The sequence below is a fragment of the Pinirhizobacter sp. genome (assembly GCF_035317885.1).
Classification (GTDB): Bacteria; Pseudomonadota; Gammaproteobacteria; order Xanthomonadales; family Rhodanobacteraceae; genus Pinirhizobacter.
Map to the genome: position 1 here is coordinate 1 of NZ_DATHFX010000537.1, position 11014 is coordinate 11014.

Consider the following 11014-nt stretch of genomic DNA (forward strand, 5'->3'; position numbering starts at 1 on the left):
GACGACCGCGCCGATGGGGAGCCCGTGGCGTGAGCGACGCGATCCCCCTTCCGCCCGATCGCAACCAGCGCTGGCGCGATGCGCTGGCCATGCGCCGCGCGCAACTGGACCATCTTCGCCCGCTGCAGGCAGAGGGCAAGCTGCGCCGCGTGGTGGGACTTACCCTGGAAGCCGTCGGCTGCGAGGCCCCGGTGGGTGCGCGTTGCATGGTGTCCGGCGCCGACGGTAGCGAACTTGAAACCGAGGTCGTCGGCTTCTCCGACGGCCGCCTGCTGTTGATGCCCACGGGCGAGTTGCACGGTGTACTGCCCAACGCCCGCGTGCGCCCGGTGGCAGGCACCTCCGGCGTGCCGGTGGGCGATGAACTGCTCGGCCGCGTGATCGGCGCCGATGGCGTACCGCTGGACGGCAAGGGCCCGCTGATGGTGCGCGAGCGCGCGCCGCTGCGCCGCGAGCCGATCAACCCGATGTCGCGCCAGCCGATCGACACGCCACTCGATACCGGCGTGCGTGCCATTAACGCGCTGCTGACTGTCGGCCGCGGCCAGCGCATCGGCCTGTTCGCCGGCTCCGGCGTGGGCAAATCCACGCTGATGGGCATGATGACCCGCTTCACCGACGCCGACGTGGTGGTGGTGGGACTGATCGGCGAGCGCGGCCGCGAAGTGAAAGAATTCGTCGACCACATATTGGGCGAGGAAGGCCGTCGCCGCGCCGTGGTGGTGGCGGCGCCCGCCGACGCGCCGCCGCTCTCGCGCCTGCGCGGCGCGCAGCTGGCTACCGCGGTGGCCGAGCATTTCCGCGACCAGGGCAAGCGCGTGTTGCTGCTGATGGATTCGCTCACCCGTTATGCCCAGGCGCAGCGCGAGATCGCGCTGGCCATCGGTGAACCGCCGGCGACCAAGGGTTATCCGCCGTCGGTGTTCGCCATGTTGCCGGCGCTGGTGGAACGCGCCGGCAACGATGCCACCGGTACCGGTTCCATCACCGCGTTCTACACCGTGCTGACCGAGGGCGACGATTACCGGCACGATCCGATCGCCGACGCGGCGCGTGCGATCCTTGACGGACACATCGTGCTTTCGCGCGACCTGGCCGAGGCCGGCCACTACCCGGCGATCGATATCGAGGCGTCCATCAGCCGCGTCATGCCGGCGGTGGTATCGCGCGAGCACATGCGTTCGGCGCAGCGCTTCCGCCAGGTGTATTCGGCCTATCGGCAGCAGCGTGACCTGATTGCAGTGGGTGCCTACCAGAAGGGCAGCGACCCGCGCACTGACGAAGCGATCGCCCTGTACCCGCGGTTGTCGGCGTTCCTGCAGCAGGAAACCGATGAACCGGTGGGCCTGGCCGACGCCGAAGCCGGCCTCGGCGCCGTGGCCCAGGGCGAGCGCGCATGACCTCGCGAGCAGATCGCCTGCAGCCAGTGGTGGACCTGGCGGGAAAGCGCGAGCAGGAAGCCTCCGTTGCCATGGCCGACCAGCGCAACCAGCTGGCGATGGCCCAGCAACAGCTCGATGAATTGCGTCGCTACCGCGATGACTACGGCAGCATCCCTTCCGGCAGCAACGTTGCCGGCATCCTCAACCGCCAGAGCTTCCTGCAGCGCATCGACATGGCCATCGTCCAGCAGATGGGCGAAGTGGCGCGCCGCGAGCGCGCGGTGGCGGCATCGCAGCAGGCGTGGATGGAAGCACGGGGCCGGGCCAAGGCCCTGGACACCGTCACCACCCGCTATCGCGACGCCGAGCGCAAGGCCGAGGACCGCCACGAACAGAACCAGGCCGACGAGCGCTCGCAGACCAAGCGCAAGCCGGGCCAACGACAATGAGAACGCCCATGAATGCTCCTACGCCCCCGTCCATCCAGCTCAATGCGCCGCAGCGGCCTGCGACCCGGCAATCGCCGTCCACGGCTGATCGTGGCGACACACCGAGCTTCGGCGACGCGATGAAGCATGCATCGGCCGCGACCGCGACGCCCACGGCGAAGACAGCCTCGTTGCAGCATGCGAAGCCTGCGCAGTCGCAAGGCAAGGCGCAGCCGCACGGGACCCAGCCTGATGGTGGCGCCCACCACGCCGAAGCCAAGGCCACGGCCACGGCCACGAGTGACCAGGACGACACTGACGATGATGGTGACGCCACGGTTGCCGACGCTAGCGACAGCGTGGCCGCGGCATTGGCCGACGCTGTCGCGCAAATCTCAGGCCAGGGTGCCAGCACCGACTCCCAACCCAGCGGTGACGCCAAGGCCACCACAAGTGACCAGGCGACTCCGTCCGCCCAGCCAGCCCAGCCAGCGGCGGACCCGGCCAACGGCCAGGCCATCGCCGCCGCCATGCTGGCGCTGATCCAGCAATCCGCCGCGCCGGTGCCGGTGGCTACCACGGCAGCCACACCGACCACGCCGGCCACGGCATCGAACGACAGCAAAGCCACCATAGCTGATGACATTGGCGCCGCCATCACGGCGTCTTCGAAGATGGCCCAGGCTCTCACCGGTTCGCTCGGTGGAGCGGTGGCCGGCACGGTCGCGGACGCTGCCACGGGCGTGATCGGCAAGGCGGTCGGCCTGGTCGGCGATGCCGTAGCGGGCATGCTGGGCAATGGCGACAAGGCCGACGCGGCCAAGGCAGCCCAACTGCCCGACCCGGCGCAGATGGCGACCGGCCAGGTGCCGCAGGCAGCCCCCCCGTTGTCCGCGCCGGCGGCCTTGCAAAGCACTCAGGTGGCCGGCACACCGGCCTTTGCCCATGAACTCGGCCAGCAGATCGCCTGGATGAGCAACGGCGATATCAAGGAAGCTTCCATCCGCTTGCATCCGGAGGACATGGGCCAGCTGGACGTGAAGATCAGCGTGCACGAGAACCGCGTGGACGTCGCCTTCGCCGCCCAACACCCGGCCGCCGTGCAGGCGGTGAACCAGACCCTCACCCAGCTCGACACCATGCTTGCCCAACACGGCTTGCAGCTGGGCCAGACGCAGGTCGGCCAGCAGCAGGCCGGGCAGGGCGGCCAGGGCCATGGCAAGTCGTTCGCCCAGGTCGCGCAGGGCGGGGGCGAGCCTGGCGATACCGCGGACGTGCAGCACGCAACCGTGCGCGCGCCCAACGCCCTGGTCGACGACTTCGCGTAACCGAAGGATGGTTTGAACAACGAAATACCGACGCGCGCCGGGAAACCGGCGCGAATGGTTCAAGGCAAACCCGCATGCTGCAAGGCCTTGAAGGGCATGGCACGGGGCTTGCAAAGAACATCATGACGAGCGCGGATCTCCCCGCGCGAACGCTTTCGACATTGCTATAACGCTTGAGGTTTCCATGTCCGCAACCGCTGAAAATGTGGCTCCCGTCGTCAAGAAGAAGGGGAAGGGGGGGCTTCTGGCCATCCTCGCCGTGGCCGTCATTGCCATCGGTGCCGGCGGTTTCTTCCTGCTGCACAAGAAGGGCGCCGAAGAAGCCAAGCCCGTGCATCGTGAGGCGCTTTACCAGGCGATGGACCCGGGCTTCGTGGTGAACTTCCAGGATGACCGTGCGCTGCGCTTCCTGCAGGTGGGCATTACCGTGATGTCGCACGATCCGGAAGCCATCCAGGCGGTGAAGGACACCGACCCTGTGATCCGCAACGCGCTGGTGATGCTGTTCTCCGGCCAGGACGCCACCACCCTGACCGATGCGAAGGGCAAGCAGAAACTGCAGGCCGAGGCACTGGCCGCGGTGCAGAAGATCGTTGCGGAGAAAACCGGCAAGCCCGGCATCGACGCCCTTTATTTCACCAGCTTCGTGATGCAGTAACCGAAGGACCCGCCATGAGCGACCTGCTTTCCCAGGAAGAAATCGACGCGCTGCTGGCCGGAGTGGAAGGCGGTGCGGTGGAAACCGAGGTCGACGAGCCGTTGCCGCCCGGCGTGGCCATCGAATACGACTTCACCCAGCAGGACCGCATCGTCCGCGGCCGGCTGCCCACGCTTGAGATGGTCAACGACCGGTTTGCCCGCTACTTCCGCGGCAACCTGTTCAACGTGTTGCGCAAGTCCTGCGAGGTATCCGTGCTGGGCGTGCGCATGATGAAGTTCAACGAGTACGTGCATTCGCTTGCCGTGCCCTCGAACCTCAACCTGATCCGTATCAAGCCCCTGCGCGGCACCGCCCTGTGCGTGCTGGAGCCGCGCCTGGTGTTTACCGTGATCGATAATTTCTTCGGTGGCGACGGCCGCTACCACGCGCGCATCGAAGGCCGGGATTTCACCCCCACCGAGAACCGCGTGATCCAGATCGTGCTGGGCGAGATATTCACCGCCATGGGCGAAGCCTGGGCGCCGGTGTTGAAGATGGACTTCGAATTCCTCAACTCCGAGATCAACCCCCAGTTCGCCAATATCGTCAGCCCCACGGAAACCGTGGTGGTCTCGCGCTTCCATATCGAACTGGATGGCGGCGGCGGGGAAATCCACCTCACCCTGCCTTACTCGATGGTCGAGCCGATCCGTGAACTGCTCGACGCCGGCGTGCAAAGCGACCGCGCCGAACGCGACGACCGCTGGATCCAGTCCCTGCACGAGGAGATCCTCGATGCCGAGGTGGAGCTGTCGTCGCTGATGGCGGAAACGCGCATCAGCATCGGCGATTTCCTGCATCTTAGGCCCGGTGACGTGATCCCCATCTCCATGCCGGAGTTCGCATCCGTCTACGCCGAGGACGTGCCGGTGTTCCGCGGCCGGATGGGTAACGCCAACGGCCACAAGGCGATCCGGTTCGAGCAGCTGATGCGCACGCGGGTGGCCAGGCACCAGGCCGAACTCCTGCCCGATCCGATCCCGGCCTGACGGGGCGCGTTGGCACACCCATTGCATTCCTCCTCGTGTCCCGCCGACAAACCGTCGCGCGGCAATGAACCATCACGAGAAGAAGCGCACATGAACAGCGAAGCCACCGCCTTTGCGGACGAGTCGAACGCCGGAGTCCTGGCCAAGGCTGGCATCTCCTCCGACGTCAGTCTCGACGTCATACTGGACGTGCCGGTGACCATGGCCATGGAAGTGGGCCGCACCAAGATATCCATCCGCAACCTGCTGCAACTGAACCAGGGCTCGGTGGTGGAACTGGACCGCGCCGCCGGCGAACCGCTGGACGTGTTCGTCAACGGCACCCTGGTCGCCCATGGCGAAGTGGTGGTGATCAACGAGAAGTTCGGCATCCGGTTGACCGACGTGATCAGCCCGGCCGAGCGGGTTCGTAAGCTGCGATGAAAACCGTGTTTGCCTCCTTCGGCGCCCTGCTGATGGCAGTCGCGCCGGGCATGCTGCGGGCCGCTCCCGCCGCCATGGCCGCTCCTGAGCCGATGAATACCGGTGCGGAACTCCTGCGCGTGGTGCTGAGCCTGGCCGGCATCGTGGCCATGATCTTCGTCGCCGGCTGGCTCACCCGCCGGGCGCAGGCCCGGGTTCGTCCCGGCGGCCGGAAGATCCGCGTGATCGAGACCATGCCGGTGGGCGTGAAGGAAAAAGTGTTGCTGATGGAAGTGGGTGGTACGCAGATCCTGGTGGGCGCGTCGCCGTCGGGCCTGCGCACGCTGCACGTGCTGGCAACGCCTATCACCGAGGACAAGCCTGCGCCGTCCGCTGCGCCGCAAAGTTTCCGTGACATCCTAAGCCTGTGGGGCAGGCGCTGATGAAGACGCTGCGCTGGATCCTTGTTGCCATCCTGGTGCTGCTGCCGGGCCTGGCCGCCGCCGACCCCGTCGGCATCCCGCTGGTGAACGTGTCACCGGCAGCCAATGGCGGTTCGAACTGGACGCTGTCCTTGCAGATGCTGGCGCTGATGACGGCGCTGACGGTGCTGCCGGCGATCCTCTTGATGATGACCTCGTTCACACGCATCGTGATCGTGCTGGGGTTCCTGCGCCAGGCGCTGGGCACCAACACCACGCCGCCCAACCAGGTGATCCTGGGCCTGTCGCTGTTCCTGACGTTGTTCGTGATGGGGCCGGTGCTGAACCATTCCTACGCCGAAGGCGTCAAGCCGTACATGGACGGCACCATGACGGCGGAAGCGGCGTTGCCCGCCGCGGCAGCTCCGTTCCACCGGTTCATGCTGGACCAGACCCGCGAGCCGGACCTGCAGCTCTTCACCCGGCTGGCCGGCGACGCGCCTTACGCCAGCAAGGAAGCCGTGCCCTACCGCGTTGCGTTGCCGGCGTTCGTCACCAGTGAGCTCAAGACCGCCTTCCAGATGGGCTTCCTGCTGTTCATCCCGTTCCTGATCATCGACCTTGTGGTGGCATCGGTGCTGATGTCGATGGGCATGATGATGGTCTCGCCGATGATCATCTCGCTGCCCTTCAAGATCATGCTGTTCGTGCTGGTCGATGGGTGGACGCTGCTGTTGGGTACGCTTGCCGGGAGCTTCTACACATGACGCCGGAAAGCGTGATCAATATCGGCCAGCAGGCGCTGTACATCGCCATGCTGATCGGCGCCCCGTTGCTGCTTACCGCGTTGGGGGTGGGCCTGATCATCGGCATGGTGCAGGCAGCGACGCAGATCAACGAACAGACGCTGAGCTTCATCCCCAAGCTGATCTCCATGGCCCTGGTGCTGGTGGTCGCCGGCCCCTGGATGCTGCGCACGCTGGTGCAGTTCACCCAGCAGCTGATCGAAAACCTGCCGGCCACGGTGCGCTAGCCATGCCCATCGAAGCCGCCCAGATCACCGCATGGATCGGCGCCTTTTCCTGGGCGCTGTCCCGCTTGGGCGGATTGTTCCTGGTGGCCCCTGTGTTCGGTGCCACCACGATCCCGGTGCGCGTCCGGGTGGGCATTGCCCTGGCGCTGGTGGTGGTGATCGCACCGTTGGCCCCCATGGGCCTTGAACCGATGTCGGGGCAGGGCATCGGCGTGCTGGCCCAGCAGATGCTGCTGGGCGCATTGATCGGCTTCGTGCTGAAGCTGGTATTCGAGGCGGTGGCCTTCGGCGCGCAGCTGATCTCCACATCGATGAGCCTCTCCTACGCCGAGACAGTGAACCCGCTCGGTGGCGGCTCATCGTCGGTGGTGAGCCAGTTCTACACCGGCATGATCACCTTGCTGTTCCTCGCGCTCGATGGCCACCTGCAATTGATCGCCCTGCTGGCCGACAGCTTCCACACCATGCCCATCGGGGGCACGGGCGTCGGTACCGATGAAATCTGGGGTGTGGTGGCATGGAGCGGGCACCTGTTCTCCGGCGCACTGCGCGTGGCACTGCCTGCGCTTACCGCATTGCTGGTGGTGAACCTGGGATTCGGCGCCATCAGCCGATCGGCGCCGTCGATGAACCTCTTTGCGGTGGGCTTCCCGATTACCTTGAGCCTTGGCCTTGTTGCCGTCTGGCTGGCCTTGCGCCAGCTTCCCGGTGCCTTCGATGCGCTCTCCGCCGATGCCTGGGCAACCATGCGCGGCCTCGCCGGAGGAGGTTCGCCATGAGCGAGGAGAGCGACCAGGACCGCACAGAAGAAGCCACTGAAAAACGCCTTCGCGAGGCCCGCGAGAAAGGTGAGCTGCCGCGCTCGCGCGAACTGTCCACGGGCGTGGTGGTGCTGGCCGGCGTGTCCAGCGTGCTTGCCACGCGCGATGACCTGGCCTTGCATGCGCGCAACATCATGATGCTGGGCGTGCGCTACAACCGCGAGGATCTCTACTCCGCCGACGGTATTTCCCACGTGCTCTCCGCCGCTGCACTGGAGGCATTGCGCATGCTCGCACCGATGTTCGTAGTGACCATCGTGGCTGCCTTCGCCGCCCCCGCCCTGCTTGGCGGACTTAACTTTTCCGGCCAGGCGCTGATGCCGAAGTTCGACCGGCTGAACCCGATCGCGGGCTTCGGCCGTATTTTCTCCACCAACGGTTTCGTCGAGCTGGGCAAGTCGATGCTCAAGCTCATCCTGATCGGTGGCGTGCTGGTGTGGTACATGATGAAAAGCCGCGTCGACATGCTGGGCACGGGCTCAGGCGACGTCGCCGCCGGCATCCACCGCTCGCTGGGCACGATCTGCCAGGCCTGCCTGTACTTCGCCTGCGTCCTGGGCCTGCTCGGCCTGATCGATGCGCCGTGGCAGAAATTCTCGTTCGCAAAAAAAATGCGCATGACCAAGCAACAGGTCAAGGACGAGCACAAGGAAAGCGACGGCAATCCCGAAATGAAGGGCCGTGTCCGCAGCATGCAGCTGCAGATGTCCCGCCGCCGCATGATGCAGGACATCCCCAGGGCCGACGTGGTAGTGGTCAACCCCAGCCACTTCGCCGTGGCCCTGTCTTACCAGGACGCCATGCGCGCGCCGAAAGTGGTGGCCAAGGGCGTGGACGTAATCGCCATGCAGATCCGCTCGGTGGCCGGCGCGCATAAGGTGCCGCTGGTGGAGGCCGCGCCGCTGGCCCGCGCGCTCTACAACACCACCGAGATCGGCCAGGAGATCCCCGCCACGCTGTTCGTGGCCGTGGCGCAGATCCTGGCCTATGTGTACCGCCTGAAGACCGCGCTCGCCCAGGGCGACATCACGCCTGAAAAACCCAACCCGGACGTCGATCCCGACCTCCTGGGCCGTTACCGCATGAACGACGAGAACTAAGCCATGGCTACCCCGTCCACTTCAGGTTTCGCCGTATTCGGCCAGATGGCCCGCCGGGGCATCGGCGCCCCGATCGCCATGCTGCTGGTGCTGGCGATGCTGATGCTGCCGCTGCCGCCCTTCATGCTGGACCTGCTCTTCACCTTCAACATCGCGCTGTCGCTGGTGATCCTGCTGGCGGTGGTGTACGTGATGCGGCCGCTGGAATTCGCAGCCTTCCCGACCGTGGTGCTGGGCGCCACGCTGCTGCGCCTGGCCTTGAACATCGCTTCCACCCGCGTGGTGCTGCTGCACGGCCACATGGGTCCGGGCGCGGCGGGCAAGGTGATCGAGGCCTTCGGCGAATTCGTCATCGGCGGTAACTTCGCCGTGGGCCTGGTGGTGTTCTGCATCCTCACCATCATCAACTTCGTGGTCGTCACCAAGGGTGCCACGCGCGTGTCGGAAGTGACGGCACGCTTCACCCTCGATGCCATGCCCGGCAAGCAGATGGCCATCGACGCGGACTTGAACGCGGGCCTGCTCACCCAGGAACAGGCGCGCGAGCGCCGCCAGGAAGTGCGCGAGGAAGCGGATTTCTATGGTTCGATGGACGGCGCCTCGAAGTTCGTCCGCGGCGACGCCACCGCCGGCATCCTGATCCTCATCATCAACATCGTCGGCGGTTTCTTCGTCGGCATGCTGCAGCACGGCCTCTCCGCCAGCGAGGCGGCGCGCAACTACACGCTCTTGACCATCGGCGACGGCCTGGTCGCCCAGGTGCCCGGCCTGATGCTCTCCATCGCCGCCGCGGTAATCGTCACCCGCGTGTCCAAGTCGCAGGACATGGGGCGGCACGTGGTGGGCCAGCTCTTCGGCCAGCCCAGGGCGCTGGCGGTGGCAGGCGTGGTGCTGGCGGTGATGGGGCTGGTCCCCGGCATGCCGAACATGGCCTTCCTGATGCTCGGCGCCGTCTGCGGAGCCGGTGCGTGGGCCTTGAACAGGCGTCGCCAGGAAGTGGCCGCTGCCACCCGGCGCGCGCTGGAGGCCCCTCCCGAGGCTCCGGTGTCCGGCGAGAAACTGGAACTGTCGTGGGAAGACGTGGCAAGCGTCGACACCATCGGCCTTGAAGTGGGCTACCGGCTTATTCCGCTGGTGGACAAGAACCAGGGCGGCGAGCTGATGGGCCGGATCAAGTCGGTCCGCCGCAAGCTGTCGCAGGAACTGGGCTTCCTGGTGCCTGCGGTGCACATCCGCGACAACCTGGACTTAGGACCGCACTCCTATCGCATCAGCCTGATGGGCGTGCCGATGGGCGAGGCGGAGATCCACAACGAGCGGATGCTGGCGATCGATCCGGGCCGCGTGCATGGCGCGCTGAACGGCATCGCCACCACCGATCCTGCCTTCGGACTGCCGGCGGTGTGGATCGAGCCGGGCCTGCGCGAGCATGCGCAATCGCTCGGCTACACGGTGGTGGACCCGGCCACGGTCATCGCCACCCATCTTTCGCACATCCTGGGCGGTCATGCCCATGAGCTCCTGGGCCACCAGGACGTGCAGCAAATGCTCGACCGCCTGGCCGCCACGGCGCCGAAACTGGTGGAAGACCTCGTGCCCAAGCGCCTGTCGCTGGGCGTGGTGGTGAAGGTGCTGCAGGACCTGCTGGCCGAGCGCGTGCCGGTGCGCAACATGCGCGGCATTGTCGAATCCTTGGCGGAGCATGCGGGCCAGAGTCAGGATCCCGGCGTGCTTTCTTCCGCCGTCCGCGTTGCCCTGGGTCGGCAGATCGTCCAGGAGATCGCGGGCATGGGGTCGGAGATCCCCGTCATTACCTTGGCGCCGGACCTGGAGCAGATCCTCCTGGGCTCGCTGCAAGGCGGCGGCGTGGCCGGCGCGGCGGTGGAGCCGGGCCTGGCCGAGCGTCTCCAGCAGAGCGTCGCCGAGGCTGCCCGCCGGCAGGAAATTGCTGGGGAACCTGCGGTTTTGCTGGTCGCCCCGAACCTGCGGCCGTGGCTGGCGCGCTTCACCCGCCATGTGGCACAGAACCTGCACGTACTTGCCTACAACGAAGTGCCAGACAACCGCCGCGTGCGGCTGGTGACGGCACTGGGACGCTAGAGAAGGGGCTGGGGCGAGCGATGAACGGCACACGACGGAAAACCCACGACATGCGACGGAACGCCGCCGTTAGCGCCATGAACGCCAACACCTTGACCACCGCCACGCATTCCGGATCCACGCCATGAAGATCAAACGATTCGTTGCCGCCGATATGCGTCAGGCCATGCGGGAAGTGCGCGAGGAGCAAGGTCCGGATTCGGTGATCCTGTCCTCCCGCCGGATCGCCGAAGGCATCGAGATCATCGCGGCGCTCGACTACGACGAGGCGCTGATGCGCGAGGCCGCCGACCACGGCGCCGAGCGCGA

Annotated in this window: 12 protein-coding genes and 1 pseudogene; all 13 read left to right on the forward strand. The window is 66.4% G+C overall.

Annotation, left to right across the window (positions count from 1 at the left end; translation table 11 throughout):
• Positions 1-83 precede the first annotated feature (83 nt).
• Positions 84-1400, forward strand: coding sequence for a flagellar protein export ATPase FliI (gene fliI / locus VK519_RS17650; protein WP_324351982.1), 1317 nt, complete (start codon positions 84-86; stop codon positions 1398-1400).
• Positions 1397-1831: a flagellar export protein FliJ gene (fliJ, locus tag VK519_RS17655; RefSeq protein WP_324351962.1), complete on the forward strand. Its 435-nt coding sequence runs from the start codon at positions 1397-1399 to the stop codon at positions 1829-1831. Before fliI ends, fliJ begins: the two co-directional genes overlap by 4 nt.
• 8 nt (positions 1832-1839) lie before the next feature.
• A complete protein-coding gene (locus VK519_RS17660; RefSeq protein ID WP_324351963.1) occupies positions 1840-3138 on the forward strand; it encodes a flagellar hook-length control protein FliK in 1299 nt (432 codons plus the stop codon).
• 184 nt (positions 3139-3322) lie between these two features.
• On the forward strand, positions 3323-3796 hold the full coding sequence (locus VK519_RS17665) for a flagellar basal body-associated FliL family protein (protein ID WP_324351965.1): 474 nt from the start codon (positions 3323-3325) through the stop codon (positions 3794-3796).
• Between the two features lie 14 nt (positions 3797-3810).
• A complete protein-coding gene (gene fliM, locus VK519_RS17670) occupies positions 3811-4827 on the forward strand; it encodes a flagellar motor switch protein FliM (protein WP_324351966.1) in 1017 nt (338 codons plus the stop codon).
• Between the two features lie 90 nt (positions 4828-4917).
• A complete protein-coding gene (fliN, locus tag VK519_RS17675) occupies positions 4918-5250 on the forward strand; it encodes a flagellar motor switch protein FliN (protein WP_324351968.1) in 333 nt (110 codons plus the stop codon).
• Positions 5247-5672: a flagellar biosynthetic protein FliO gene (gene fliO / locus VK519_RS17680; protein WP_324351969.1), complete on the forward strand. Its 426-nt coding sequence runs from the start codon at positions 5247-5249 to the stop codon at positions 5670-5672. The genes fliN and fliO overlap by 4 nt, the downstream gene beginning before the upstream one ends.
• Positions 5672-6418, forward strand: a complete 747-nt coding sequence (gene fliP / locus VK519_RS17685; RefSeq protein ID WP_324351971.1) for a flagellar type III secretion system pore protein FliP — start codon at positions 5672-5674, stop codon at positions 6416-6418. Before fliO ends, fliP begins: the two co-directional genes overlap by 1 nt.
• A complete protein-coding gene (fliQ, locus tag VK519_RS17690) occupies positions 6415-6684 on the forward strand; it encodes a flagellar biosynthesis protein FliQ (protein WP_324351973.1) in 270 nt (89 codons plus the stop codon). Before fliP ends, fliQ begins: the two co-directional genes overlap by 4 nt.
• A gap of 2 nt (positions 6685-6686) precedes the next feature.
• A complete protein-coding gene (fliR, locus tag VK519_RS17695; RefSeq protein ID WP_324351975.1) occupies positions 6687-7463 on the forward strand; it encodes a flagellar biosynthetic protein FliR in 777 nt (258 codons plus the stop codon).
• Positions 7460-8605 (forward strand): flagellar biosynthesis protein FlhB, encoded by a 1146-nt coding sequence (gene flhB / locus VK519_RS17700; RefSeq protein ID WP_324351977.1) that lies wholly within the window; start codon positions 7460-7462, stop codon positions 8603-8605. Before fliR ends, flhB begins: the two co-directional genes overlap by 4 nt.
• A gap of 3 nt (positions 8606-8608) precedes the next feature.
• Complete coding sequence (gene flhA / locus VK519_RS17705; protein WP_324351980.1) at positions 8609-10705, forward strand: flagellar biosynthesis protein FlhA; 2097 nt, start codon at positions 8609-8611, stop codon at positions 10703-10705.
• A 124-nt stretch (positions 10706-10829) separates the two neighbouring features.
• Positions 10830-11014: pseudogene (locus VK519_RS17710) on the forward strand (flagellar biosynthesis protein FlhF); the annotation flags it as partial.

Coding starts and splice junctions, on each gene's coding strand:
- fliJ (WP_324351962.1), top strand. CDS start 1,397: ATGACCTCGCGAGCAGATCGCCTGCAGCCAGTGGTGGACCTGGCGGGA.
- VK519_RS17665 (WP_324351965.1), top strand. CDS start 3,323: ATGTCCGCAACCGCTGAAAATGTGGCTCCCGTCGTCAAGAAGAAGGGG.
- fliN (WP_324351968.1), top strand. CDS start 4,918: ATGAACAGCGAAGCCACCGCCTTTGCGGACGAGTCGAACGCCGGAGTC.
- VK519_RS17660 (WP_324351963.1), top strand. CDS start 1,840: ATGAATGCTCCTACGCCCCCGTCCATCCAGCTCAATGCGCCGCAGCGG.
- fliO (WP_324351969.1), top strand. CDS start 5,247: ATGAAAACCGTGTTTGCCTCCTTCGGCGCCCTGCTGATGGCAGTCGCG.
- flhA (WP_324351980.1), top strand. CDS start 8,609: ATGGCTACCCCGTCCACTTCAGGTTTCGCCGTATTCGGCCAGATGGCC.
- fliR (WP_324351975.1), top strand. CDS start 6,687: ATGCCCATCGAAGCCGCCCAGATCACCGCATGGATCGGCGCCTTTTCC.
- fliM (WP_324351966.1), top strand. CDS start 3,811: ATGAGCGACCTGCTTTCCCAGGAAGAAATCGACGCGCTGCTGGCCGGA.
- fliQ (WP_324351973.1), top strand. CDS start 6,415: ATGACGCCGGAAAGCGTGATCAATATCGGCCAGCAGGCGCTGTACATC.
- fliP (WP_324351971.1), top strand. CDS start 5,672: ATGAAGACGCTGCGCTGGATCCTTGTTGCCATCCTGGTGCTGCTGCCG.
- flhB (WP_324351977.1), top strand. CDS start 7,460: ATGAGCGAGGAGAGCGACCAGGACCGCACAGAAGAAGCCACTGAAAAA.